The organism is Streptomyces triticisoli (genome assembly GCF_003270085.1).
Taxonomy (GTDB): domain Bacteria; phylum Actinomycetota; class Actinomycetes; order Streptomycetales; family Streptomycetaceae; genus Streptomyces; species Streptomyces triticisoli.
Map to the genome: position 1 here is coordinate 22,771 of NZ_QFDQ01000013.1, position 25,991 is coordinate 48,761.

Below are 25,991 nucleotides of genomic sequence, written 5' to 3' on the forward strand. Positions count from 1 at the left end.
CCCACCTTCCGGACAGGGCTCACAGCTTGCCGCCCCGCCCGCCGTCGCGCCGCGCGGGCGAGATGAGAGTGGAGAGGTACGGCAGCGGAGCCCCGTCGAGATCCGCGGCCGGCCGGATCGACTCCTCCGGCAGCCCGAGCGCCGACCCCCACACCGCACCGTCGACCCGCCCGCTGTTCCGCAACGCCTCGGCGACCTCCCGCGCCTGCCGCCCGAACTTGTACGCCACAACCGTCCCGGGCCCGCTCAACGCCTCCTTGAGCACGGCGGTCCCAGCGGTGACGGGCACCAGGACGAGCGGCTCGGTGCCCTCGGTGAGCACGGCCCCCGACCGCGCCGCCAGATCCTGCATCGCGGTGATCCCGGGCACGGTCTCGACGACGGTCCCCGGCACCAGATCGGCGACGGTCTGCGCGAGATACGTGAAGGTGGAGTACACGTTCGGGTCACCGATGGTGGCGAAGGCCACGCAGCCGTGCTTCCCGAGCAGACCGGCGACCCGCTCCCCGGCCGCGTCCCACGCCGCCTCGCGCCGCGCCCGGTCGGACCGCTCGTTCAGCGCGAACACCACCCGGACGACCTTCTCCTCGGGCACGTAGTGCAACACGGTCGCCTCGGCGCGCCCGCGCTCGCCGCCATCTTCTCCATCGAATGCAGCCATGACGGGTACGACGACGATGTCGGCCGCGCGCAGCGCGTTGACGCCCTTGACGGTCACCAGCTCGGGGTCGCCGGGCCCGACCCCCACCCCGATCAGCCTGCTGCTCATGACGTCCGGCACCTCTCGACGAACCGACGGGCGACACCGGGCGCGGCGGCCCAGTGGGTGTGCAGATAACTCGCGTGCACGTTGCGCTGTACGAACCCCTCGACCCGGCGCTCAGGAGCGCGCACCCCCCAGGCGGGAGCCGCCGGCCCCGTGCCCGAGCCGGGCTCGACGACGGTCCGGTGGAACTCGTGGCCGCGCATCCGCTCCCCGGCACCTGCGAGCACGCTGTCACTGACCGCCACGGCGTCCCGGTAGCCGAGGGTGAGCCGCCCGGTCATCCGGGCGGCGGCGTCCAGCACTCCGCACATCGGCTGCCCGTCGAGCTCCCGGCAGAGGTAGAGAAGCCCGGCACACTCGGCGGCGACGGGAGCACCGCTGAGCGCGAGCCCGGCGACGGCTTTCCGCAAGGGTTCGTTGGCGGACAACTCGGCGGCGTACACCTCGGGGAAACCACCGCCGATGACCAACCCGCGGGTTCCTCCGGGCAGTTGCTCGTCGCGGAGGGGATCGAAGGGGACGACTTCGGCACCGGCGGCGGTGAGCAGTTCCGTGTGCTCGGCGTAGGAGAAGCTGAAGGCCGAGCCACCGGCGACAGCAACCTTGGGCGCTGGGCCGGCACCCGACAGCCCGTCCGGCGATTGAGGACGAGGCCGTTCAGGCCGATCCGGGGGTCTGGGGGCGAAGCGCCCAGGGGCGGGAAGGGGAAGGGGCGGCGGGGGCGAAACGCACAGAGCCTCAGCCGCACCCCAAGCCGCACACGACAACGCACCCGCACTCCGCGCCAGCGCGACCAAGCCCTCCACATCACACCCGTCGGAGACCTGCGCCGCCATCGACGCAACGGCTTCCACCGCCTCCGCCCGCCGCTCGGCAACCGGCACCAGCCCCAGGTGCCGAGAGGGCATGGCCACCTGCGGAGCCCTCCGCAGCACCCCCAACACCGGCACCCCCACCGAGTCCAGCGCCTCCCGCAACAGCACCTCATGCCGCTCGGAGGCCACCTTGTTCAGAATCACGCCCCCGACCCGCACCTCCGGATCCCAGGACGCGAACCCATGCACCAACGCCGCCACCGACCGAGACTGCGACGAAGCGTCGACCACCAACACCACCGGCGCCCGCAGCAACTTGGCCACATGCGCGGTGGACGCCAGTTCACCCTCCCCGGCGGCCCCGTCGTACAGCCCCATCACACCCTCGACGACGGCGATGTCACACCCCCGCGCCCCGTGCAGGAACAACGGCCCGACCAGCTCGGACCCGCACAGATACGCGTCCAGGTTCCGCCCCGCACGCCCGGTCGCGAGCGCGTGATACCCGGGGTCGATGTAGTCCGGCCCCACCTTGTGCGGGGACACGGACAGTCCCCGCCGGGCCAGCGCGGCCATCAACCCCGTGGCAACGGTGGTCTTGCCGCTCCCCGACGAGGGCGCGGCAATGACCAGCCGGGGCACGGACGGGGACGTCACCACTCGATGCCCCTCTGCCCCTTCTGCCCGACGTCCATCGGATGCTTGACCTTGGACATGTCGGTGACGAGATCGGCGAGGTCGACCAGCTTCTGCGGCGCGTTGCGCCCGGTGATCACCACGTGCTGGGTCCCGGGCCGGTCCCGCAGCACGTCCACGACCTCGTCGGTGTCGACCCAGCCCCAGTGCATCGGGTACGCGAACTCGTCGAGCACGTACAGCCGGTACGTCTCGGCGGCCAGGTCCCGCTTGACCTGCTCCCAGCCCTCGCGGGCCTTGGCCTCGTTGTCCATCTGGGCGTCCCGCTGCACCCAGGACCAGCCCTCGCCCATCTTGTGCCAGTCGACGCCCCCGCCCTCGCCGGAGTCGCCCAGCACCCGTAGCGCCCGCTCCTCGCCGACCCGCCACTTGGCCGACTTGACGAACTGGAACACCCCGATCGGCCAGCCCTGGTTCCAGGCGCGCAAGGCCAGCCCGAAGGCGGCGGTGGACTTGCCCTTGCCGACCCCGGTGTGCACGACGACGAGCGGCCGGTTGCGCCGCTGACGGGTCGTCAGCCCGTCGTCCGGTACGACACTCGGCTGTCCCTGCGGCATTACGCGGCCCTCCTGTTGCCCTGGACTTCCCTGACCAGCCCGGCGATCGAGTCGGCCCGCAGCTCGTCGAGCGTGACGGCCGTACCGCCCAGCTCACCCGCGAGCCGCCTGGCCAGCCCCAGCCGTACGGGCCCCGACTCGCAGTCCACGACCACCGACGCGATCCCCTCGGCGGCGAACAGCCGCGCCGCACGCCCGGCGAGAGCGACCGGCTCCGGGCCACCCGTGGCCCGCCCGTCCGTCACGACTACGACCAGCGCCCGCCGCGCCGGATCCCGCAACCGTTCCACGCGCAGCACGTCGTGCGCCTTGAGCAGCCCGGCGGCGAGCGGAGTCCGCCCACCGGTCGGCAGCGACTCCAGCCGGGCCGCCGCCGCGTCGACGGACGAGGTCGGCGGCAGCGCCACCTCGGCACCCGACCCCCGGAAGGTCACCAGTCCCACCTTGTCCCGCCGCTGATAGGCGTCCAGCAGCAGCGACAGCACGGCCCCCTTCACGGCACTCATCCGCTGCCGTGCGGCCATCGACCCGGAGGCGTCGACGACGAACAGCACGAGGTTGCCCTCGCGGCCCTCCCTGCTCGCCTGCCGCAGATCGTCCCGCCGGATCACCAACCCCGGCCCCGACCGGCCCCGCGCCTGCTGGTGCGGCGCGGCGGCCTGCACGGTGGCCGCCAGGTGCAGCTTGGTCAGTGCGCCCTGCGGCCGCCGCGCCCCGGTGGTGCGCCCGTGCTCGGTACGCGCCCGGGAACGCCGCCCGGAGGCACCCTCGCCGATGCCGGGCACGCTCAGCACCTTCGTACGGAACGGCTCGGAGGCGCGTACGGCGGACTGCTCACCCGCGCCGGCACCGGACGGCTGCGGCTCCCCGCCGCTCTCACCGCCCTGCGGACCGCCGCCGCTGTCGTCGTCGGGCGCGGGCTGCCCGCCACCACCGCCGGGGCCGCCGTCCGGACCGGGGTCGGGATCGTCGTCCTCCGAGCCCTCGAACTCCTGGAGCGTCTCGTCGAGCTTGTCCTCGTCGAGCCCCGGCGCATCGAACGGATTCCGCCGCCGCCGGTGGGGCAGGGCCAGCAACGCGGCCTGCCGCACGTCCTCGGCGAGCACGTCGGTCCGCCCGGCCCACGCGGCCAGCGCGGTGGCGGTCCGGGCCATGACGATGTCGGCGCGCATGCCGTCCACCTCGAAAGCGCTGCACGTGGCCGCGATCTGCCGCAGCGCCTCGTCACCGAGCCGCACGGATGGCAACAACTTCCTTGCCGCAATGATGCGTTGGCGTACGCTGGCCTCCTCGTCGACCCATTGTGCCGCGAATCCGACCGGGTCGTCGTCGTACGCCAGCCTCCGCCGCACGACTTCCACCCGCTGCTCTGGTTCCCGTGAGGCCGCGACATCCACGGTCAGCCCGAAGCGATCGAGGAGCTGAGGCCTGAGCTCCCCTTCTTCGGGGTTCATGGTGCCGACCAGCAGGAAGCCGGCGGCATGCCGTACGGAAACGCCTTCGCGCTCGACGTAGGAGGCCCCCATGGCAGCGGCGTCCAACAGGAGATCGACGAGGTGGTCGTGCAAGAGGTTCACTTCGTCGACGTACAGGATCCCGCGGTGAGCATCGGCGAGCAGACCGGGCTCGAAGGCTTTTACGCCATCCGCGAGTGCCCGCTCGATGTCAAGTGCGCCGATGAGCCGGTCCTCGGAGGCGCCTACGGGCAATTCCACCATCCGAGCCGGGCGAAACTCGCATGTCCCAGGCTCGTGCGGCCCGTCTGGGCAGGCGAGGTCGGGGGAGTCTGGGGCGCACGAGAAGCGGCATCCGGAGACGACGTCCACCTCTGGCAACAGCGTCGAAAGTGCCCGCACTGCGGTGGACTTGGCGGTGCCTTTCTCGCCGCGCACCAGCACGCCACCGACCTTGGGGCTCACCGCGTTGAGGAGCAGAGCTAGGCGGAGGTCGCTCTGACCGACGATGGCGGTGAAGGGATAGGGCGTGTTCACGCGGTGATCACTCCTTCGGGTGGCATGTCACAGGGCTGGCCAGAAGTCAGCTGTAGCCATGGCATGGTCAAGGTCTGCTCCCCGCCCATGCGGGGATGGTCCGCGGTCCAGCAATTGGGGGCGCAGTTCGCCGTCGTGCTCCCCGCACACGCGGGGATTCGGTGGGAGATCATCCGTCTCCCTCCAGATCTCCCTCAAGCTCGAGGTAGGTTGCCCGGAGCCGGTCCAGGGTTTCCTGGTCCGGCTCCGCCCAGAGCCCGCGGTCCGCCGCCTCCAGCAAGCGCTCGGTGATGCCTCTCAAGGCCCAGGGATTCGACTTCCGCATGAAGTCCTGGTTCTCCGGCGAGAACACGTACTCGGACGCCAGCTTCTCGTACATCCAGTCGTCGACCACGCCCGCCGTGGCGTCGTACCCGAAGAGGTAGTCCACGGTCGCCGCCATCTCGAAAGCCCCCTTGTAGCCATGCCTGCGCATCGCTGACATCCACCTTGGATTCACGACGCGGGCGCGGAAGACCCTGTGTGTCTCCTCGCCGAGGGTCCTCGTTTTCACCTGATCCGGTACGGCGGAGTCCCCGACATACGCCTCCGGGCTCGTCCCCGTCAGGTGCCGCACCATGGCGACCATGCCGCCGTGGTATTGGAAGTAATCGTCCGCGTCGACGAGGTCATGCTCCCTCGTGTCCACATTTTTCGCCGCCACCGCGATCCGCCGGAACGCCGTCTCCATGTCCCCGCGCGCGGCTCGCCCGTCCAGCCCGCGCCCATACGCGTAACCGCCCCACACCGCGTACACCTCGGCGAGGTCCGCATCGCTGCGCCAGTTCCGCGCGTCGATCAGCGGCAGCAGTCCCGCGCCGTACGCCCCGGGCTTGGAACCGAAGATCCGGGCCGTGGCACGCCGCCGGTCGCCGTGTTCGGCGGTGTCCTCCTCCACGTGCGCCCGCACGTAGTTGGACTCGGCGGGCTCGTCCAGCTCCGCCACCGCCCGTACCGCGTCGTCGATCAGGCCGACGACGTGCGGGAACGCGTCCCGGAAGAAGCCCGAGATGCGGACCGTGACGTCGATGCGCGGCCGGCCCAGCTCCTCCAGGGAGACCACCTCGAAGCCGGTCACCCGGCGTGAGGCGTCGTCCCACACCGGGCGGCAGCCCAGCAGGGCCAGGATCTCGGCGATGTCGTCGCCCTGGGTGCGCATCGCGGACGTGCCCCAGACCGTCAGGCCGACCGACTTCGGGTATTCGCCCGTGTCCTGCAGGTACCGCTGCACGAGCGAGTCCGCGAGCGACTGGCCGACCTCCCAGCTCAGCCTGGACGGAATCGCCTTGGGGTCGACCGAGTAGAAGTTCCGGCCGGTCGGCAGGACGTTGACCAGGCCCCGGGTCGGGGAGCCGGACGGGCCCGCCGGGACGTAACCGCCGTCCAGCGCCCGCAGGATGTTCCCGATCTCGTCCGTCGTACGGGCGAGCCGGGGCACGACCTCGGTGCAGGCGAAGTCCAGCACGGCCACCGCTTCCGGCAGTTCGACGCCCAGCACCTCCCGTACCAGAGTCCCGCTCCCGGAAGCCGCCCAGCCGCGCTCCTCCAGCCCCTCCGCGATCCGCCGGCACAGCTGCTCCAGCAGGTCGATCGCGTCGGAGGCGGTACGCGCGGGGATGAAGGGGCGCGAAGCGCCTTCCTTGGAAGGGTGGTGGTGGGAGACGGGCGGGGCCTCGACCAGGTCCGTCAGCTCCACCGGCACCTTCACCGGCGCACCCGGCTCGGCCAGCAACTCCTTCTCCACCAGCCCGAAGTGCTCCGCCAGCGAGGCCCGCAGTCCCGGCAGCGCGTTCGCCTGTCCGCCCCACACCTGCGAGGCCCGCAGCACGGCCAGGACCAGGTTCACGCGGGGCTCGCCCACCGGGCCGCCGCCCAGGATGTGCAGGCCGTCCCTGATCTGCACGTCCTTGATCTCGCACAGATAGCCGTCGATGTGCATGACGAACTCGTCGAACTCGTCGTCGTCCGGCTGCTCGTCCACGCGCAGGTCGTGGTGCAACTGGGCGGCGGTCACCAGCGTCCAGATCTGCGCCCGCACGGTCGGCGCCTTCGCCGGGTCCAGGTCGGAGACCAGCGCGTACTCGTCGAGCAACTGTTCCAGTTTGGCCAGGTCGCCGTAGGTGTCCGCGCGTGCCATCGGCGGGACGAGGTGGTCGACGACCGTGGCGTGCCCGCGCCGCTTGGCCTGGGTGCCCTCGCCGGGGTCGTTGACGATGAAGGGGTAGATCAGCGGCAGGTCGCCCAGCACCGCGTCCGGCGCGCACCCGCGCGACAGGCCCAGTCCCTTGCCCGGCAGCCACTCCATCGTGCCGTGCTTGCCCATGTGCACGACCGCGTCCGCGCCGAAACTGTTCTCCAGCCAGCGGTAGGCCGCCATGTAGTGGTGGGACGGCGGCATGTCGGGGTCGTGGTAGATCGCGATCGGGTTCTCGCCGAAGCCGCGCGGCGGCTGGATCATCACGACGACGTTCCCGAACCTCAGCGACGCCAGCACGATGTCGTCGCCGTCGACGTACAGCGAGCCCGGCGGCTCACCCCACGCCTGAAGCATCGCGTCCCGCAGCTCGGGGCCGAGCTGGTCGAACCACGCCCGGTAGTCGGCGAGCGGCACCCGTGCGGGCGCGGCGGCCAGCTGATTCTCCGTCAGCCACTCCACGTCGTGGCCGCCGGCCTCGATCAGGCGGTGGATCAACTCGTCGCCGTTGTCGGGGTATCCCTCGACGACGTACCCCGCGTCCCGCAGCGCGTCCAGCACCCGTACCGCGGACGCCGGGGTGTCCAGTCCCACCGCGTTGCCGACCCGCGAGTGCTTGGTCGGGTACGCCGTGAAGACCAGCGCGATCTTCTTCTCGGCATTCCGCTTGTGCTTCAACTGCGCGTGCCGTACGGCGATTCCGGCCACCCGGGCGGCCCGCTCGGGGTCGGCCACGTACACCGGTACGTCGTCCGGGCCCTGCTCCTTGAAGGAGAACGGGACCGTGATCAGCCGTCCGTCGAACTCCGGGATCGCGACCTGCATCGCCGCGTCCATGGGGGACAGGGCCGCGTCCGACTCGTCCCACGCGGCGTGCGACGAGGTCAGGCAGAGCCCTTGCAGCACCGGGATGTCGAGCTCGGCCAGCGCCCCGATGTCCCAGGACTCCGCATCGCCGCCCGCCGACGCCTGCGAGGCGTGCGTGCCGCCGGCGGCGAGGACGGTGGCGACCAGGGCGTCGGCCCGCCCCAGGATCTCGTACAGTCCCGCGTCGGCACCGCGCAGCGAACCGCAGTACACCGGGAGGGCGTTGGCGCCGCATGCCTCGATCGCGTCGCACAGGGTGTCCACGAAGGCGGTGTTGCCGCTCAGTTCGTGGGCGCGGTAGAAGAGCACGCCGACGGTCGGGCGGCCTTCCGTGAAGGCGCGGCCGCCGCGGACGCCGTACTCCGGCATCTTCCGCGGTTCCTCGAACCCCTCGCCGGTCAGCAGCACCGTGTCCGACAGGAACCGGGCCAGCTCGGCCAGGTTCGCCGGGCCGCCCTCGACGAGGTACCGCAGCGCCTCCGCCACCACCCCCGCCGGCACCGACGACTCGGCCATCAACTCCGCGTCCGGTACGGCCTCTCCGCCCAGCAGCACGGCCGGGACGCCGGAGGCCCGCAGCGCGGCGAGCCCGTCCTCCCAGGCGCGCTTGCCGCCGAGCAGCCGTACGACGGCGATGTCCGCGCCGTCGAGCAGCCCGGGCAGCTCCTCGGTGACGTTCACCCGGGTCGGGTTGCCGATCCGGTAGGAGGCGCCCGAGGCGCGGGCCGCCAGCAGATCGGTGTCGGCGGTCGACAACAACAACACTGTGCTCATGCGGGCGCTCCCGGTGGAATGAAGGGCAGTCCTTGCGGCGCGCCCGACTCGATGAGCCGCCACAGCGCGTCCGTGTCCGCGTGCTGTTCGATCAGGTCGCCGAGCCGGTCGAGCTGCTCCTCGCGCAGCGCGGCGAAGGAGGTGCCGGCGGCCGGTACGAAGCGGCGGCCCGCGGCGGCCGCCACCTCGCGCAGGAAGGCCCGCCGGAAGCCGTCCGACTCCAGCGAGCCGTGCCAGTGCGTGCCCCAGACGGCCCCGACCCGGCAGCCGTCCAAGAAGGGAACACCGCCGGTGACCTCGGCGACCCCGTGGTGGATCTCGTAGCCCTCGACCCGTTCGCCCAGGGCCTCGCCCTCGGGCCGGGTGAGGGTCTTCTCGCGGGCGAATCGGATCCGTACGGGCAGCAGCCCGAGGCCGTTCACCCGCCCGGCCCGTGACTCGACCTCGTCCTCGATGTGCTCGCCGAGGATCTGGAAGCCGCCGCAGATGCCGAGGACCGGCCGTCCCTCGGCAGCCCTGCGGCGCAGGGCCTCCGCGAGGCCCCGCTCGCGCAGCCACTGGAGCGCCCCGACCGTGCCCCGGGTGCCGGGCACGATGACGAGGTCGGCGTCGGACAGCTCCTCCGGGCGGTCCACGAACCGTACGACGACGCCCGGTTCGGCGGCGAGCGCGTCCACGTCGGTGAAGTTGGACATCAGCGGAATCGCGCAGACGGCGACCCGCAGTACGTCCTCGCCCAGCGGGGGCGCCACAGCGGACTCCCGTACGGCCCCGCGCATCGACACCGCCAGTCCGTCCTCCTCGTCGATGCCCAGCCCGTGCCGGAACGGCAGCACACCGTACGTGCGCCGCCCGGTGAGCCCGTGCAGCATCTCCAGGCCCGGCTCCAGCAGCGAGACGTCGCCCCGGAACTTGTTGACCAGGAACCCGGCGACCAGCTCCTGGTCCTCGCGGGACAGCAGGGCGAGCGTGCCGAAGAAGGAGGCGAAGACGCCGCCGCGGTCGATGTCGCCGACGACCAGCACGGGCAGCCGCGCGCCCCGCGCGATCCCCATGTTGACGATGTCGGTCCGGCGCAGATTGATCTCCGCCGGACTGCCCGCCCCCTCGCAGATCACCGCGTCGTACGTGCGCCGCAGCTCGGCGAGGCAGTCCAGCACCGTGCCGAGCAGCTTCTGCTGCCGCCCGCCGTGGTAGCCGCGCGCGCTCAGCTCGCCCACCGGCTTCCCCAGGAGCACCACCTGGCTGCTCCGCTCACCGCCGGGCTTGAGCAGCACCGGGTTCATCAGCGCGGTCGGCTCGATCCGGCACGCCTGGGCCTGCATGGCCTGCGCCCGCCCGATCTCGGCGCCCTCGCGGGTGACGAAGGAGTTGAGGGACATGTTCTGCGCCTTGAAGGGCGCGACCTTGACTCCCTGCCGCACCAGCCACCGGCAGATCCCGGCCGTGACGACGCTCTTCCCGGCGTCGGAGGTGGTACCGGCGACGAGCAGACCGCCGTTCATGACGCCCGTCCTCTCTTCAGCAGTCGTGCGCCCGCGCACACGCCGAGCGCGAGCCAGCTCACGCGCCGGGAGAGTCGTACGGCCCGTTCGATGTCCCCCGCCTGGACGGCGCGCCCGGAGCCGTTGAGTACCGGGCGGTGCTCCACGCGCCCCCCGTACGCGAGCGTGCCGCCCAGCCGCACCCCGAGCGCTCCGGCGAACGAGGCCTCGACCGGACCGGCGTTGGGACTCGGGTGCTTGCCGGCGTCGGCACGCCAGGCGCGCAGGGCACCCCGCGCATCGGGACCGGCCACGGCGGCGAGGGCGGCGGTCAGCCGCGCCCCCGGCCAGCCGGCCACGTCGTCGAGGCGGGCCGAGGCCCAGCCGTAGCGGCGGTGGCGGGGGGACTTGTGCCCGACCATGGCGTCCAGGGTGTTGACGGCCCGGAAGCCGACGAGCCCGGGCACGCCGCCCACGGCGCCCCACACCAGTGCGCCCACCACCGCGTCGGAGGTGTTCTCGGCGACGGACTCGACGACGGCCCGGGCGATCCCGTCGGCGTCCAGCGCCTGCGGGTCGCGCCCGCACAGGTGCGGCAGCCGCGTCCGGGCGCCCTCGACGTCCCCGGCCTCGAGCGCCTGCCCGATCGCCCGCGCCTCCCGCGCGAGCGAGGTGCCGCCGACGACGGCCCAGGTGGCCGCGGCGGTCAGCGCGGCGGAGGCGGTACGGGAGCGGCGTACGGCGGACGCGGCCAGCGCGGCCGTCGCCACGGCGCCCCCCGCGCACACAGCGGTGTGCAGGACGCCCCAGCCGCGGTGGTCCCGCCACAGCACGTGTTCCACGGCACCCGCGGCCCGTCCGAACACGGCGACCGGGTGCCCGCGGCGGGGATCGCCGAGGAGCAGGTCACCGAGGAGGCCGGCGGTGGCGCCGTACGCGAAGACGCGATCGGCACCCATCGGGTCAGTCGGTCGTGGGTGCGGTCGGGGTGTCGCTGGTGAACCTCGGTCGGCAGCCGCGCATGGCGATATGTCCTCACTCAGGGTGTCCACGCCCTGGTTCGACGAGACCGGCGGTGAGAGTTCCTGGCTCCCGGGGAGTTGCTTCCCCGGTCACAGTGGCGGGACCGCGCCGGATTCGCACCGGGCTTCCTCTCCTGCCGCCGTACATGGCCCCGGCAGTCCACCACGCTCCGCGAACACCCGTCAACTTGCCGTTGACCTGCGCAGGCGCAGTGAGATGAGACCCACACCACCGCGCACGACCGGCGCACGAAAACGCCCGTTCTGCCCGGGGCGTCTCCAGGACGCCCCGGGCAGAACGGGCGGTGCGGCTCGCGCCTGCCGGCTCAGGCCATGATCAGGCCACGATCAGATAGATCCCGTACGCCACCGCGGCGGCGCACGCGGCGAAGCAGACGTAGGCGCCGGTGACCGCGAGCGCTCCGCTGCCGCTGCCCTGGGCGACGGCCCGCTCGCGACGGGAGAGACCGGCGATGCCGAGGGTGAACAGGGCCACGAGGCCCACCGATACGCCGAGGCTGACGCCGAAGACGGAGCTGAGGGCCGCCCAGTCGATGTCCATGGTGTTTCTCTTCCTTCTGCCTGGCCGCCGGCTCAGACGGCGGGGGCCGGCGGGGTCGTCGCGGGCGTGACGGGCGCGGGCGCCGGGGCGGGGATCGTCGCCGTGAGTTCCTCGGTCACCGGGGAGGCCGGGGGCGGGGTGACGGCGGCCATGGCCTGGGTGACCACGCCGGCGGGCTCCTCGGCGCCGTCGACGGGGGTGTCGCCGTTGACGTTGGTGTGGTCGACGATCTCGCGGCGGGAGATCTTCCAGATCGCGGCGCTGGAGGCCACCAGGAACACGGCGACGGCCGCGGTGCCCCAGTCGCCGAGGCGCGTCACGGCCTCCGCACCGGCTCCGACCAGGGCGGCGGCCGGCAGCGTGAGACCCCAGGCGATGAACATGCGGGTCGCGGTGGACCAGCGGACGACGCCGCCCTTGCGGCCCAGGCCGGCGCCCATCACCGAGCCGGAGACGACGTGCGTGGTGGAGAGGGAGAAGCCGAGGTGGGAGGAGGCCAGGATGGCGGTGGCCGCGCTGGTCTGGGCGGCGAAGCCCTGCTGCGGCTGGAGGTCGGTCAGGCCCTTGCCCATGGTGCGGATGATGCGCCAGCCGCCGAGGTAGGTGCCGATCGCGATGGCCACACCCGCGGAGACGATGACCCAGGTGGGAGGGTTGGAACCGGGGGCGAGAGCGCCGCCGGTGATCAGGGCGAGGGTGATGACACCCATGGTCTTCTGCGCGTCGTTGGTGCCGTGGGCCAGCGAGACCAGGCCCGCGGAGGCGATCTGGCCGGCGCGGTGGCCCTTCTCGGCCGCCTTGCCGTCCGACTTCCTGCCGAGGCGGTACGTCAGCCGGGTCGAGAGCAGGCCGGCGATGCCCGCGACGAGCGGGGCGGCGATCGCCGGGATGAGCACCTTGGTGATCAGGACGCCGCCGTGCACCGCGCTGACACCGGCCGAGGCGATGGTGGCGCCGATCAGACCGCCCATGAGGGCGTGCGAGGAGCTGGACGGAAGCCCGACCAGCCAGGTCAGCAGGTTCCAGAGGATCGCGCCCACCAGGGCGGCGAAGATGACCTCGGGACGAATGCCGCTCTCGTCGACGAGCCCCTTGGAGATCGTGTTGGCGACCTCCACGGAGAGGAAAGCGCCCACCAGGTTCAGCACGGCGGACATGGCCACCGCGACCTTGGGCTTGAGTGCGCCGGTGGAGATGGTGGTGGCCATCGCGTTGGCGGTGTCGTGGAAACCGTTCGTGAAATCGAACGCGAGTGCGGTGATCACCACAATCGCGAGGATCAGCGAGAAGCTTTCCATTTACCTGGCAATCGTTCGAGCGTCATGGGCGCGTCGAACGTAGGTAACCCGGGTGAACGGAAGATGAACTGGGGCGGTCGTCACGGTGTCCGTTCCTGTGATCCACCGGGGAGATACCGGTCACTTCCGGGGCGTGTCCTGACAGGATCGGGACATGACGGAGCAGCGCATCACAGAGCAGTGCGTGACGGAGCAGCGGCGGGAGCGGGAAGACGTACCGGGGCACCCAGGGGGCGCGCGAGGTGCGGCGGAGGTGGACGGCGCGTGGGAGGCGCTCGTCGCGGCGGCCCGCCGCACGGTGTCCGACGGGCTGGTCGTCGGCACCTCCGGCAACGTCTCCGTACGCGTGGGCGACACCATCCTGGTCACCCCGTCCGGAGTCCCCTACGACCGGCTCACCCCCGACGACGTGACCGGCGTCGACCTGGAGGGACGGCAGGTGCTCGGCACACTGGTGCCGACCAGCGAGCTGCCCCTGCACCTCGCCGTCCACCGCACCACCGACGCCCGCGCCGTCGTCCACACCCACGCCGTGCACGCGACGGCCGTCTCCACGCTCGTCACCGAGCTGCCGCCGATCCACTACATGGCCGGCGCGCTCGGCGGACCCGTCCGGGTCGCCCCGTACGCGACGTACGGCACCGAGGAGCTGGCCCGGAACATGCTGCACGCCCTCGCCGGCCGCACCGGCTGCCTGCTGCGCAACCACGGCACGATCACCTACGGCACCACCCTCGACCAGGCCTACGACCGCACCGCCCAGCTGGAGTGGATGTGCCGCCTGTGGCTGACGGCGTCGTCCGTGCCCGGTCTGACACCGGCCCTGCTGACGCCGGAACAACTGGCGCAGGCGGGGGAGCGGCTGCGGGCGTACGGGCAGCCGGGGCGGTAGCGGCCGGTGCGGCCGGTGCGGCCGGTGCGGGGATGAACACCGCTCTCCGGTGGAACTCGCAGGGTCATGTCACCCCGACCCTTCCTCCCACTGGCCCGTGGCCGGGTACGCCCCGACACTGGTCCTGTGCGCACAGTCACAGCGACGGCCGCGGCCGTCACCGCAGTCCTGGCGGCGGCCGGCGCGACGAGCGTCGCCGCGGGCCGGCTCGCCAGCGACGCCGCGCTCAAGGCGGTCCCGGGCCGGCCGCTGCCCACCGAACCGCGGCTGACCGTGCACGGCACGGCCGCGGGCCAGATCACCCTCACCCGGGACCTGGCCTCCCTGCGCCCCGGCACCTACGGCCTGGCCGGCAACGGCTCCCACGCGGTGGTCGGCCCCGTCCTGCCCGGCGCCCCGCACCGCCCCGACACCGTCGTACGCCGCCTGGAACGCGTCACCCACGGCTCCCTGCATCCCCGCGACAAGGTGTGGCTCACCCCCAACCTGTACGTCGGCAACCCCCGCTCCGCGCTCGGCCTGGACCACGACGACGTGGAGGTCCTGGGCGAACTCGGCGCCCTGCCCGCCTGGTTCGTGCGCGGGGTGCGCGGGACCTGGGTGATCGCGGTGCACGGTCTGGGCACCACCCGCGAACTGGCCATGAACGTCATGAGGTTCCTGCACGGCCGACACTTCCCGGTGCTGGCCCTCGCCTACCGCGGCGACGCCGGCGCGCCCCGCTCCCCGGACGGGCTCAACCACCTCGGCGAGACCGAGTGGCGCGACCTGGACGCGGCGATCCGCCACGCGGTGCGGAACGGGGCCGAGCGGGTCGTCCTGCTCGGCTGGTCCACCGGCGCCACGATGGCCCTGCGGGCCGCCCGCCACTCGCAGCTGCGCGAGTACGTCTCCGGGCTGGTGCTGGACTCCCCGGTGCTCAGCTGGGAGGTCACGGTGCGGGCCCTGGCCCGGGCCCGGCACACCCCGGGGCCGCTGCTGCCGCTCGCGGTGCGCGCCGCACAGGGGCGCGCCGGGTTCTACGGCGACCGGCTCGCGGAGGCGACCGACCCCGAGGGGTTCACGGTGCCGACGCTGATCTTCCACGGCCCCGGCGACCAGGTGGCCCCCTGGCAGCTCTCCCGTCGCCTCGCCGACCGCCGCCCCAACCTGGTCGCCCTGAACACGGTGCGGGACGCTCCGCACGGCGCGATGTGGAACGCCGACCCGGAGGGGTACGAGGAGGCGCTGCGGCGCTTCCTGACGCCGCTGATGTGAGCCGGTGCGGCAGGGGAGACCCACGGGCCGGCGGGCCGGGCCGGCCGGGTTCCGTTTCGGCCGGTGACCGCGGCCTCCGACGGGCTTCGGCCCTGGCCTGATGGCGTCGTGCCGCCCTCCTCCCGACCCTTCCCCGGCGTCTTCCCGGCCCCTCCCTCGGCCATCTCCGTCGCCCGGCGTGACATTCCGTTTGGGTTTTCGGACCGTCAACCGGAAGACTGCACCCGTGACGTCCCGTATCCCGCGCGACTCCAGGCTCCGACTCGTCCGCCCACGACCCCTGGCCGCCGCCCCCCGAGCCGTGAACCAGCGGCACCCGCGCCGCGCCGCGCCGCGCCCCCCGGAGGGCACTCCGGCCCTCGCGGAGCTGGCCGGAATGGCGCGCTCCCGGCTGGCCGGGGCGGCCCGTGTGGCCCGCTGGGCCGACGCCGCCCTCGGTCCCGGCCACGACGGGGCGACCGACGACGGCAAGGCCACCCTCTCCGACGTGTCCGCCGAACGCGCGGCCGGCGCCCTGGGCCTGGCCGCCGCACAGGTCCGCGCCGACTGGGACACCGCCCGTCTCGCCGGCCTGGTCGAGGTGCACGGCGGCAGCGCCCGCCCCGGCTGGCGGCTGCGTGCCTGGGACCGCGACGACAGCGCCGTCCTGCGCGGCTGGGTCGCCCTCTTCGACGCCTGGTCGCTCGCCTGTCCGGAACCCGGGGGCCACGAGCCCGCCGCCGTGGCCGATGTCGTCTCGGCCATGCCCCAGCTCCTCTCCTTCCTCCAGCTCTCCGCCGGTCCCGTCCCCGTCGACCAGCTCCTCGACCTCCTCCAGCAGCGCGTCACCGAACTGCGCACCGAACGCTGCGAGATCCCCTACGACCCGCAGCCCACCCAGACCGCCCCCACACACCGGCATCCGGATCCGGCCGCCCCGGCAACGACCGGCGCCGGCGAGTCCGGGGGCTCGCGCCCCGGCACCGCGCACCGGCCGACGGACCCGGCCGCCTCGGCGGCCATCGAGGCCGGTGAGCCCGCGGGCCCTTCGGTTGAGGGCACCCCGTCCACCGCCACCACCCCCACCCCGGCGCTCCCCGCGGCACCGCCGACCGGCGCCCCCACCGGTGGTGCCGCCCCGTCCGTCGCCGAGCCGGTCGGCGGTGCCGCGCTCGCGCCTCTGCTCGACTGGGCGCTGCGGGCGCTCGCGTCCGTCGGGGCGCTCACCTACGGGGGCGGGCAGGCGACGCTCACGCCGCTCGGCAGCTGGGCGGTCTGGGTCAAGCTGGAGCAGATCTGTGTCGCCGCCCAGAGTCCCGCCGGAAACATCGAGCAGTCGGCGGAGGACATGCTCCGCGGCTGCGCGCAGCTGCGGCCGAACGCGGCCCGGGCCGAGTACCGGGCCTGGCTGGCGGCCAGGCCCGTCGGCAGGGCGGTCGCCGAGCTGCTCGGTGCCGCCCGGGGCGAGGACGCCCTGCTGCGCGGGCTCGCCTTCGAGGCGCTGCGGGTCGTCGGCGCGCCCGCCGAGCCCGACGTACGGTCCGTGCTCGACGAGCCGGCGCTCAGGCCGTACGCCCTGCTGTGGCTCGCCGAGCACGACGGCGTCGACGCGGAGGACGCCCACGGGGTCCTCACCCGTGAGGAGGCCACGTGGCTGTGGGTGGACACCGCCGCCGCCGTCGCCGACCACGGTGAGGCCCCCCTGCTCGTACGCCACATGGAGGCCGCGGTGCAGCCCACCGTCCCGGCCCTCCTGGACGAGGTGCGCGCCGTCGGCCACCCCCGCACCGTGCAGGTCCTGGTCGCCCTCGCCGCCGCCCACCCCGACCCGGCCCTGGCCAGGGCCGTCCGCCGGGCCGCCTTCCAGGTGCACACCGGCGGCAGCTAGAGCAGCCGGGACGGCGGGGTCACCCCTCGATGCGGGGCGCGTACGTGCCGAAGCTCCAGATGTTGCCCTCGATGTCCCGGGCCATGTAGTCCCGGGAGCCGTAGTCCTGGTCCGTCGGGGGCATCAGGATCTCCGCGCCGTGGTCCACCGCGCGCCGGTGGTGGGCGTCCACGTCGTCCACCACCACGTACACCCCCGCCGGGCCCGCTCCGCGCATCGCCTCGTCGAAGCGGCCGCCGCGGCCCTTCGAGCCCAGCATCACCGCACCGTTGCCCTGCGCCAGCTCGGCGTGCTGGACGAGGCCGTCCTCGCCCTCGTACACCGAGAGCTCCGTGAAGCCGAAGGCCTCCGTCAGCTGTTTGACGGCCGCCCTGGCGTCCGCGTACAGCAGCGTCGGGTACATGCTCGGGCGTCCGCCGGCCGTCTCTGCCATGCCGATCACTCCCTCGTGCGTCGGTTTTCGCCGAAGAATCCGGTTCGCGGCTCAGTGTGGCACCCGCCACTGACAACGCCCCGCCGCGAACACACGGCAAAACCGCTTGCACGCCCCCGTTAGACTTCCCCCCATGGCCATTCTCCTCGCGCATTAGACGGCGGGAACGTCCTCAGCCGCCCATCCCGCCCCCACCCGCCCTGGAGTCTGTCCGTGATCTCCGCTTCCGGTATCGAGCTGCGCGCCGGTGCCCGCATCCTCATCGAGAACGCCACCTTCCGCGTCGCCAGGGGCGACCGCATCGGCCTGGTCGGCCGCAACGGCGCCGGCAAGACCACCCTCACCAAGGTCCTGGCCGGCGAGGGCGTCCCCGCCGGCGGCACCGTCACCCGCTCCGGTGCGGTCGGCTACCTCCCGCAGGACCCCCGCACCGGCGACCTCGACGTGCTCGCCCGCGACCGCATCCTCTCCGCCCGCGGCCTGGACGTGCTGATCCGCAGGATGCGCGAGAACGAGCAGCGCATCGCCGCCGGCAAGGGCGCCACCCGCGAGAAGGCGCTCAAGCAGTACGAGCGCCAGGAGACCGAGTTCCTCACCAAGGGCGGTTACGCCGCCGAGGCCGAGGCCGCCACCATCGCCGCCGCGCTCAACCTGCCCGACCGGGTGCTCGGCCAGCCCCTGCACACGCTCTCCGGCGGTCAGCGCCGCCGTATCGAGCTGGCCCGCATCCTGTTCTCCGACGCGGACACCCTGCTGCTCGACGAGCCCACCAACCACCTCGACGCCGACTCGGTCGTCTGGCTGCGCGACTACCTCAAGACCTGCCGAGCCGGCTTCATCGTGATCTCCCACGACGTCGACCTGGTCGAGACGGTCGTCAACAAGGTGTTCTACCTGGACGCCAACCGCGCCCAGATCGACGTCTACAACATGGGCTGGAAGCTCTACCAGCAGCAGCGCGAGGCCGACGAGAAGCGCCGCAGGCGGGAGCGGGCCAACGCCGAGAAGAAGGCCGCCGCGCTCAACGCCCAGGCCGACAAGATGCGCGCCAAGGCCACCAAGACGGTCGCCGCGCAGAACATGGCCCGCCGCGCCGAGAGGCTGCTGTCCGGACTGGAGGAGGTCCGCCGGCAGGACAAGGTGGCCAAGCTGCGCTTCCCCGACCCCTCGCCCTGCGGCAAGACCCCGCTGATGGCCGAGGGCCTGTCGAAGTCGTACGGCTCGCTGGAGATCTTCACAGACGTCGGCCTGGCCATCGACAAGGGCTCCCGCGTCGTCATCCTCGGCCTCAACGGCGCCGGCAAGACCACCCTGCTGCGCCTGCTCGCGGGCGTCGAACAGCCGGACACCGGCGCGGTCGTCCCCGGCCACGGCCTCAAGCTCGGCTACTACGCCCAGGAGCACGAGACCCTGGACCCCGACCGCACGGTGCTGGAGAACATGCGCTCGGCCGCCCCCGACATGGACCTCGTCGAGGTCCGCAAGGTGCTCGGCTCGTTCCTGTTCTCCGGCGACGACGTCGACAAGCCGGCCGGTGTCCTCTCCGGCGGCGAGAAGACCCGCCTGGCGCTCGCCACCCTGGTCGTCTCCTCCGCGAACGTCCTGCTGCTCGACGAGCCCACCAACAACCTCGACCCGGCCAGCCGCGAGGAGATCCTCGGCGCGCTGCACACCTACAAGGGCGCCGTCGTCCTGGTCACCCACGACGAGGGCGCCGTCGAGGCGCTGCAGCCGGAGCGGATCATCCTGCTGCCCGACGGTGTCGAGGACCTGTGGGGCGCCGACTACGCGGACCTCGTCGCCCTCGCTTGATCGAACAGCTGATCAACGGGGTATGGATCATTCGGCCCATCGGTGATCCATCATCTGTGTGAGATCTCCTCATATCGAGGTGTGTCCTACATCGATTTCACGGCCGAGCCCTTATGAACCGAGGGCTCGGCCGTCGCGCGTCGCTGACCAGGCGTTTCGCGGAAGACCCCGTTCAGCGGCACGGACACCACCGTGCGGAATGACGGATTCCGTTCGTGGGGATGCGCTCCTGTCGTCACAGGTCTGTCTCACGGACCTTGCCGAATGGGTGGCCATCGGGGCCCGGAGGGGTGATCATGAGGGGACCAGAGCGCACTTCCCATGAGGAGGCACGGGTGGCCGAGACTCTGAAGAAGGGCAGCCGGGTGACCGGCGCCGCGCGCGACAAGCTCGCGGCAGACCTGAAGAAGAAGTACGACGCCGGTGCGAGCATTCGGGCGTTGGCCGAGGAAACCGGCCGCTCGTATGGCTTCGTCCACCGGATGCTCAGCGAGTCGGGCGTCACGCTCCGTGGGCGTGGCGGGGCGACACGGGGCAAAAAGCCCCCGTCGGTCTGACCGGCTGCGGGCGGCCCGTCGGCTTTCGATGGTGGTCACCCGGTCGGTCCACCGACCGGCCGGGTGGTTACTGTGCAGTCACTTACGATGCCCGCAGGGCATCCACGCTGACCGCACCCATCGGAGGCGCACCATGGCTTCGCCCGAGCACAACCTCGATCCGGTACTCGACAAGGACGGCGTACGGCTCACCGTCGACGACGCGGTCGCCACGGTGGCGCTGACCAACCCGGCCAAGCGCAACGCGCAGAGCCCCGCCCTGTGGCGGGCGCTCACCGAGGCCGGGCGGCTGCTGCCGGGCTCCGTCCGTGTCGTGCTGCTGCGCGGTGAGGGCAAGTCCTTCTCCGCCGGGCTCGACCGGCAGGCGTTCACGCCCGAGGGCTTCGACGGCGAGCCGTCGTTCGTCGATCTCGCGCGCGGCAGTGACGCCGAGCTGGACGCGACCATCGCCGAGTACCAGGAGGCGTTCACCTGGTGGCGGCGCAACGACATCCTGTCCGTCGCCGCCGTCCAGGGGCACGCCATCGGGGCCGGCTTCCAGCTGGCGCTGGCCTGTGATCTGCGCGTCGTCGCGGACGACGTGCAGTTCGCCATGCGTGAGACCGGCCTCGGACTGGTCCCCGACCTCACCGGCACCCATCCGCTGGTGGGGCTGGTCGGCTACGCCCGCGCGCTGGAGATCTGCGTCACCGGCCGGTACGTGGGTGCCGCGGAGGCGGTGCAGAGCGGCCTGGCGAACCTCGCCGTGCCCCTCGACCAGCTCGACGCGACCGTACGGGACCTGACCTCCGCACTCCTGGCGGCGCCCCGTGACGCCGTCGTCGAGACCAAGGCACTGCTGCGCGGCGCCCAGGAACGCACCTACGAGCAGCAGCGCGCCGCCGAACGCGAGGCCCAGGCCCGACGCCTGCGGGACCTGGCCGGCGCCGGGGAGTAATCCCTCCCGCCCGCTTCGGGGGCGAGCTCCCGTCGGCCCGCCTACCGTGGGTCGGGGACGACGACCGAAGGGACGTACGGCGATGACCGACATGACGGAGCAGGACCGGACGAGCGCCCTCGAAGCCGAGCGGGGGGTACCGGAGACCCCCGTGACCCGCAGGGCCTCCGCGACCCGGCGCGGACTGGGAGAGCCCGCCACCCGGGGGCGGACCACCATCGCCGACGGTGTGGTGGAGAAGATCGCCGCACTCGCCGCGCGCGACGTCGTCGGCGTGCACACCATGGGCAGCGGCCTGGCGAGGAGCTTCGGGGCCGTCCGGGACCGGGTGCCCGGCGGTTCGAAGTCCGTGACCCGGGGAGTGAAGGCCGAGGTCGGCGAGGTGCAGACCGCGCTCGACCTGGAGATCGTCGTCGACTACGGAGTGTCGATCACCGAGGTGGCCCGAGCGGTCAGGGAGAACGTGATCGCGGCGGTGGAGCGGATGACCGGACTGGAGGTCGTCGAGGTCAACATCGCCGTCGGCGACGTGAAGCTGCCGGAGGAAGAGGAGGAGGAACCGGAGCCGCGCATCCAGTGACACGACGGCGACCGCGGCGCCACCACGCGGCACCACCGAAGGACAGGACCGGCCGAGCAGTTGAGGAGCGCGGGATGAGCATGGCCGTGGTCGGCATGATCGCCGGCATGGCGCTGGGCTTCGCCGGTTACTTCGGCGGATTCGGCGCCTTCCTGCTGGTGGCGGCCCTGGGCGCCATCGGCTTCGTCGTCGGCCGGTTCCTGGAGGGGGATCTGGAACTCGGCGACTTCTTCCGCTCCCGTGACGACCGCCGGCGGTGACCCGCGGTGAACGTCGAGCCCGGTGAGCGCGGCGCCACGACGATCGCCGACCGCGTCGTCGCCAAGATCGCCGCACAGGCGGCCCGCGAGGCGCTCGGCCCGCTGCCGCCGCACGCCGCACCGCCGCAGGCCACGGTGGTCGTGCACCACGACGTCGCACGCGTCCGGATCCTCCTCGACCTCGCCTATCCGCGGGACATCGGCGCGTGCTGCCGCGCGGTGCGTCGTCAAGTGGCCGAGCGGGTAGGCGCGTTGGTGGGAATGCGGGTGCCGGAGGTCGCCGTCGGGGTGCAGCGGCTGCACCTGACACCCGTACACGGCGCGGCACAGGGGAGGACGCCATGAGCGAGTTCCGGGGCTCGGAGAGCACCACGCAGCCCCTACCGGTCATCGAGAAGGGCGACGCCCTCGGACGGCCCGCGGCCCCCGACGCCCACGAACCCCCGCCCGTCCAGCACGGCGCGGACGGCCGCGGCGGACGCTTCTGGTCGGCGCGCCGGGTGCCCGCCGGCATCGTCGCCCTGCTGCTCCTGATCCTCACGGGCGCGTTCCTGTACGACGTCGCGGCCGTCCGCGCCGACCGGTCCGCCCTGTCCTGGCGCCGCGGACTGGCCCGGCAACTGGCCGAGCGCCCCCTGGACGACACCTGGGTACGCGTCGGCGCGTGCGTCACCGCCCTGCTCGGCCTGTGGCTGATCGTGCTGGCCGTCACCCCCGGCCTGCGCCGCCTGCTGCCCATGCGGCGCACCCACCCCGACGTACGGGCAGGGCTGCACCGCGCCGCCGCCGCGCTCGTGCTGCGCGACCGGGCCATGGAGATCTCCGGAGTGCGGTCGGTCCGCGTACGACTGCGCCGCCGCCGGGCCACAGTACGCGCGGTCTCGCACTTCCGGGAGCCGGCGGAGGTCCGCGCCGACCTGGACACCGTGCTCACCGACGCGGTCGCCGGCCTCGGGCTGACCCGGCCGCCCGCCCTGTCGGTGCGCGTCACCCGGCCCGGACGGAAGGGGTGAGACCGGTGCTCAGGATCGTCAACCGGGTGCTGACCGGGGTCATCGGACTGGTCCTGCTCGTCGGCGGCGGTTCGGTGCTCGCCGTGGGGCTGGGCGCACGACCGCCCTCCTGGTGGATCCACCGGGGCCGGCACGACGTACTGCTGACCACCGCCGAGCGAACCCGGTGGCGCGAGACCGGCTGGTGGTGGCCCGCCGTCCTCGCCGGCCTGGCCGTCCTGTTCCTGCTGGCCCTGTGGTGGCTGGCTGCCGTACTGCGCCGCCGCCGGCTGGCCGAGGTGCTGGTCGACACGGGCGACGGCGAGACCGCCCTGCTGCGGGGCCGGGCCCTGGCGGACGTACTGGCGGCGGACGCCGAGCAGTTGGACGGCGTGACCAGGGCTCAAACCCGTCTGACCGGCCGCTGTGACGCCCCCGCGGCCCACGTCCGGCTCCTCCTGGAACCGTACGTGGACCCGAGGACCACTTTGAACGCCCTCACGACCGAGTCCCTGACCCGCGCCAGGGACTCGGCCAACCTCCAGTCACTCCCAGCAGAGGTAAGACTGAGCAGCGTCAAGTACCGCGCAGAGAGGGTGAGCTGACCTACCCAGGGGCGCGGGGCTGTGTCGACATGCGGCTCTGCCGCGTGGGCGCGACCAGCCACAAACGACCCGCACACGCGTGAAAACATGGCACCCCGCTGAATGGGCGCTAAAAACCATGCCTGGCCCCGCCGTCCACAGGTAGCATCACCCCAGTCAAATAGGACGCCGCAGGCGAAAGCAGAAACGCGGCCGCAAGGCCGAACTCCCGCGGCGTCCCGTACCGCCGCAACGGCACACGCGACTCACTCGCCGCCCGTGTGGCCTCGGGGTCCGCCGACAACGCGTCGAGCTCGCGCACGCGGTCCGTGTCGATACGCCCCGGCAGCAGCCCCACCACCCGGATCTCCCGCGGCCCCAGCTCGTCCGCGAGGGACTTGGCGAACCCGGCGAGCCCGGGCCGCAGCCCGTTGGAGATGGTCAGCCCGGGAACCGGCTCGTACACCGAGCTGGACAGCACGAACCCGATGACCCCGCCCGGCTCCAGCTCGGCCGCCGCCGCGCGAGCGAGCCGCACCGCGCCGAGGAACACCGACTCGAACGCCGCCTGCCACTGCTCGTCGGTGTTGTCGGCGACGAAGCCGGGCGGCGGCCCGCCGACGCTGACGAGGACGCCGTGGAAGCCGCCGAAGGCGTCCCGCGCCGCCGCGATCAGCCGCGCGGCGGCCTCGGGGTCCGCGTTGTCCACGGCCACCCCGACCGCGTTCGGGCCCAGTTCGGCCGCCGCCTCGGCGACCCGCTTCTCGTCCCGCCCGGTGATGACCACCTTCGCGCCGTCGGCGAGGAGCTCGCGCGCGGTGGCGTTGCCCAGTCCGCGGGTCGATCCGGTGACGACGTACACCCGGTCCTTCAGTCCAAGATCCATGGCATCCATCCTGCCCGCTCGCCCCCGTACAGCGCGAGGGCCGTGTTCACCAGGCCGATGTGGCTGAACGCCTGCGGGAAGTTGCCGAGCTGTCGGCCGGGCACCCCGTCGCGGCCCACCTGGTACTCCTCCGCGAGCAGCCCCACGTCGTTGGCGAGGCCCACCAGCCGTTCGAACAGCTCCCGGGCCTCCTGCGTACGGCCGGTCATGTGCAGCGCGTCGGCGAGCCAGAACGAGCAGGCCAGGAAGGTGCCCTCGCCGCCGGGCAGCCCGTCGACGCTGCTCGTGTCGGTGCTGTAGCGGCGTACGAGGCCACCCTCGCCGAGTTCCGCGCGGATCGCGTCGACGGTGCCGAGCACGCGCGGGTCGCCGGGCGGCAGGAAGCCCACCCGGGGGATGAGCAGCAGGGCGGCGTCCAGTTCGCGGGAGCCGTAGGACTGGGTGAAGGTGTTCCGCTCGGCGTCGTAGCCCTTGGCGCACACCTCGCGGTGCACGTCCTCGCGCAGTGCCCGCCAGTCGTCGAGGTCGCCACGCAGCGACGGGTTCTCCTCCAGCGTGCGCACCGCGCGGTCGGCGGCCACCCACACCATCACCTTGGAGTGCACGAAGTGGCGCCGGCCGCCGCGTACCTCCCACAGCCCCTCGTCGGGCTGCCGCCAGGCCTCGCGCAGAAAGGTCAGCAGCGCGCACTGCATCGACCATATGTGCGGCTTGGCGGACAGGCCCGAGCGCCGGGCCAGCGACAGCGAGTCCATGACCTCGCCGTACACGTCGAGCTGGAGCTGTCTGACGGCGTCGTTGCCGACGCGTACGGGCGCGGAGCCGGCGAAGCCGGGCAGCCACGGCAGCTCGTACTCGGGCAGCCGCCGCTCGCCGGCGAGGCCGTACATGATCTGCAGGTCGGCCGGGTTGCCCGCGACCGCGCGCAGCAGCCAGTTCCGCCATGCCTCGGCCTCCTCCTGGTAGCCCGCCGACAGCAGGGCGCCCAGGGTGAGGGTGGAGTCGCGCAGCCAGCAGTAGCGGTAGTCCCAGTTGCGTACGCCGCCCAGCTCCTCGGGCAGGGAGGTGGTGGGGGCGGCGACGATGCCGCCGGTGGGGGCGTAGGTGAGCGCCTTGAGAGTGATCAGGGAGCGGACGACGGCGTCCCGGTGCGGGCCGGCGTAGCGGCAGCGCGCCGCCCAGGCCCTCCAGTCCTCGACGGTCTGCTCAAGGGCTTCGTACGGGTCGATCAGCGGCGGGCGCGGATCGTGCGAGGGGTGCCAGGTCAGGACGAACGCCACCTTCTCGCCGGCGGCGACGGTGAACTCGGAGTGCGTGCCGAAGTCCTCGCCCCAGGTGCGGGCCGCCGGTTCGCTGCGCAGCCACGCCGAGTCCGGGCCGGCGACGGCCACCCGGTGGTCGTCCGCTCTGCGCATCCAGGGGACGATCGAGCCGTAGTCGAAACGCAGCCGGAGCGTACTGCGCACGGTCACCCGGCCGCTCAGGCCCTCCACCATCCGTACGAGGTCGGGCGCGCGGTCGCGCTGCGGCATGAGGTCGGTGACGCGTACGGACCCGTCCGGGGTGTCCCACTCGGTGTCGAGGACCAGGGTGTCGGGGCGGTAGGCGCGGCGGGCGCAGGGGCCGGTGGCGCCCTTGGGGGCGATGCGCCAGTGGCCGTTGTCCTCGTCGCCGAGCAGCCGGGCGAAGCAGGCGCCGGAGTCGAAGCGGGGCAGGCAAAGCCAGTCGACGGAGCCGTCCCTGCCGACCAGTGCGGCGGTCTGCTCGTCGCCGATGAGCGCGTAGTCCTCGATCCGCGGGTGCACGGATGACCGGATTCCCGGCGGACGCGGGCGGCAATCAGGGACGTGCCGCGCGGGTGAGACGGCC

Annotated in this window: 23 protein-coding genes and 1 riboswitch; of the genes, 11 read left to right on the forward strand and 12 right to left on the reverse strand. The window is 72.8% G+C overall.

Features of this window, described 5'->3' with window-relative positions; genetic code table 11:
• Positions 1-19 precede the first annotated feature (19 nt).
• The 9 genes from cobI to DEP02_RS02990 form a co-directional block, all read right to left on the reverse strand.
• Positions 20-769 (reverse strand): precorrin-2 C(20)-methyltransferase, encoded by a 750-nt coding sequence (cobI, locus tag DEP02_RS02950; RefSeq protein WP_112465743.1) that lies wholly within the window; start codon positions 767-769, stop codon positions 20-22.
• Complete coding sequence (locus DEP02_RS02955; protein WP_112465744.1) at positions 766-2,241, reverse strand: cobyrinic acid a,c-diamide synthase CobB; 1,476 nt, start codon at positions 2,239-2,241, stop codon at positions 766-768. Before DEP02_RS02955 ends, cobI begins: the two co-directional genes overlap by 4 nt.
• Positions 2,235-2,834 (reverse strand): cob(I)yrinic acid a,c-diamide adenosyltransferase, encoded by a 600-nt coding sequence (gene cobO, locus DEP02_RS02960; protein ID WP_112465745.1) that lies wholly within the window; start codon positions 2,832-2,834, stop codon positions 2,235-2,237. Before cobO ends, DEP02_RS02955 begins: the two co-directional genes overlap by 7 nt.
• The gene (locus DEP02_RS02965) at positions 2,834-4,825 is read right to left on the reverse strand and encodes a putative cobaltochelatase (protein ID WP_112465746.1); all 1,992 of its coding nucleotides are present in this window, start codon (positions 4,823-4,825) and stop codon (positions 2,834-2,836) included. Before DEP02_RS02965 ends, cobO begins: the two co-directional genes overlap by 1 nt.
• 169 nt (positions 4,826-4,994) lie before the next feature.
• Positions 4,995-8,699 carry a cobaltochelatase subunit CobN gene (gene cobN, locus DEP02_RS02970; RefSeq protein WP_112465747.1) on the reverse strand — a complete coding sequence of 1,235 codons (3,705 nt, stop codon included), beginning with the start codon at positions 8,697-8,699 and terminating at the stop codon, positions 4,995-4,997.
• Positions 8,696-10,204, reverse strand: coding sequence for a cobyric acid synthase (locus tag DEP02_RS02975; RefSeq protein ID WP_112465748.1), 1,509 nt, complete (start codon positions 10,202-10,204; stop codon positions 8,696-8,698). The genes cobN and DEP02_RS02975 overlap by 4 nt, the downstream gene beginning before the upstream one ends.
• Positions 10,201-11,142, reverse strand: coding sequence for a cobalamin biosynthesis protein (locus tag DEP02_RS02980; protein ID WP_112465749.1), 942 nt, complete (start codon positions 11,140-11,142; stop codon positions 10,201-10,203). The genes DEP02_RS02975 and DEP02_RS02980 overlap by 4 nt, the downstream gene beginning before the upstream one ends.
• A gap of 99 nt (positions 11,143-11,241) precedes the next feature.
• Positions 11,242-11,384, reverse strand: a riboswitch (cobalamin riboswitch).
• Between the two features lie 158 nt (positions 11,385-11,542).
• On the reverse strand, positions 11,543-11,767 hold the full coding sequence (locus DEP02_RS02985) for a hypothetical protein (RefSeq protein WP_112465750.1): 225 nt from the start codon (positions 11,765-11,767) through the stop codon (positions 11,543-11,545).
• A gap of 32 nt (positions 11,768-11,799) precedes the next feature.
• Entirely contained in the window at positions 11,800-13,065 is a 1,266-nt protein-coding gene (locus DEP02_RS02990) for an inorganic phosphate transporter (protein WP_112465751.1), read from the reverse strand.
• A 154-nt stretch (positions 13,066-13,219) separates the two neighbouring features.
• Between DEP02_RS02990 and DEP02_RS02995 the strand changes: the two genes are divergently transcribed.
• From DEP02_RS02995 to DEP02_RS03005, 3 genes are all read left to right on the forward strand, one after another.
• Positions 13,220-13,957, forward strand: coding sequence for a class II aldolase/adducin family protein (locus tag DEP02_RS02995; protein WP_112465752.1), 738 nt, complete (start codon positions 13,220-13,222; stop codon positions 13,955-13,957).
• 126 nt (positions 13,958-14,083) lie between these two features.
• Positions 14,084-15,214, forward strand: coding sequence for an alpha/beta hydrolase (locus DEP02_RS03000; protein ID WP_112465753.1), 1,131 nt, complete (start codon positions 14,084-14,086; stop codon positions 15,212-15,214).
• Positions 15,215-15,440: 226 nt separating this feature from the next.
• Positions 15,441-17,081 (forward strand): hypothetical protein, encoded by a 1,641-nt coding sequence (locus DEP02_RS03005; RefSeq protein WP_112465754.1) that lies wholly within the window; start codon positions 15,441-15,443, stop codon positions 17,079-17,081.
• A gap of 19 nt (positions 17,082-17,100) precedes the next feature.
• Here the strand turns inward: DEP02_RS03005 and DEP02_RS03010 are convergent, their stop codons facing one another.
• Positions 17,101-17,514 carry a VOC family protein gene (locus DEP02_RS03010; RefSeq protein ID WP_112465755.1) on the reverse strand — a complete coding sequence of 138 codons (414 nt, stop codon included), beginning with the start codon at positions 17,512-17,514 and terminating at the stop codon, positions 17,101-17,103.
• A 213-nt stretch (positions 17,515-17,727) separates the two neighbouring features.
• On the opposite strand from DEP02_RS03010, the gene DEP02_RS03015 reads away from it, so the two are divergent.
• The 8 genes from DEP02_RS03015 (at position 17,728) to amaP (ending at position 23,257) form a co-directional block, all read left to right on the forward strand.
• A complete protein-coding gene (locus tag DEP02_RS03015) occupies positions 17,728-19,326 on the forward strand; it encodes an ABC-F family ATP-binding cassette domain-containing protein (protein ID WP_112465756.1) in 1,599 nt (532 codons plus the stop codon).
• Positions 19,327-19,661: 335 nt separating this feature from the next.
• Positions 19,662-19,883 (forward strand): helix-turn-helix domain-containing protein, encoded by a 222-nt coding sequence (locus DEP02_RS03020; RefSeq protein ID WP_198668267.1) that lies wholly within the window; start codon positions 19,662-19,664, stop codon positions 19,881-19,883.
• A gap of 133 nt (positions 19,884-20,016) precedes the next feature.
• Positions 20,017-20,820 (forward strand): enoyl-CoA hydratase/isomerase family protein, encoded by an 804-nt coding sequence (locus DEP02_RS03025; protein ID WP_112465757.1) that lies wholly within the window; start codon positions 20,017-20,019, stop codon positions 20,818-20,820.
• An 82-nt stretch (positions 20,821-20,902) separates the two neighbouring features.
• Positions 20,903-21,400 (forward strand): Asp23/Gls24 family envelope stress response protein, encoded by a 498-nt coding sequence (locus tag DEP02_RS03030; protein WP_112465758.1) that lies wholly within the window; start codon positions 20,903-20,905, stop codon positions 21,398-21,400.
• 74 nt (positions 21,401-21,474) lie between these two features.
• Positions 21,475-21,660: a hypothetical protein gene (locus DEP02_RS03035; protein ID WP_112465759.1), complete on the forward strand. Its 186-nt coding sequence runs from the start codon at positions 21,475-21,477 to the stop codon at positions 21,658-21,660.
• 6 nt (positions 21,661-21,666) lie between these two features.
• A complete protein-coding gene (locus DEP02_RS03040) occupies positions 21,667-22,005 on the forward strand; it encodes an Asp23/Gls24 family envelope stress response protein (protein WP_112465760.1) in 339 nt (112 codons plus the stop codon).
• Positions 22,002-22,673 carry a DUF6286 domain-containing protein gene (locus DEP02_RS03045; RefSeq protein ID WP_112465761.1) on the forward strand — a complete coding sequence of 224 codons (672 nt, stop codon included), beginning with the start codon at positions 22,002-22,004 and terminating at the stop codon, positions 22,671-22,673. Before DEP02_RS03040 ends, DEP02_RS03045 begins: the two co-directional genes overlap by 4 nt.
• Complete coding sequence (gene amaP / locus DEP02_RS03050) at positions 22,670-23,257, forward strand: alkaline shock response membrane anchor protein AmaP (protein ID WP_112465762.1); 588 nt, start codon at positions 22,670-22,672, stop codon at positions 23,255-23,257. Before DEP02_RS03045 ends, amaP begins: the two co-directional genes overlap by 4 nt.
• Before the next feature lie 109 nt (positions 23,258-23,366).
• Here the strand turns inward: amaP and DEP02_RS03055 are convergent, their stop codons facing one another.
• Together DEP02_RS03055 and DEP02_RS03060 are read right to left on the reverse strand one after the other, a co-directional pair.
• Entirely contained in the window at positions 23,367-24,122 is a 756-nt protein-coding gene (locus DEP02_RS03055; RefSeq protein WP_112465763.1) for an SDR family oxidoreductase, read from the reverse strand.
• On the reverse strand, positions 24,107-25,927 hold the full coding sequence (locus DEP02_RS03060) for a glycoside hydrolase family 15 protein (protein WP_112465764.1): 1,821 nt from the start codon (positions 25,925-25,927) through the stop codon (positions 24,107-24,109). The genes DEP02_RS03055 and DEP02_RS03060 overlap by 16 nt, the downstream gene beginning before the upstream one ends.
• Between the last annotated feature and the right edge of the window lie 64 nt (positions 25,928-25,991).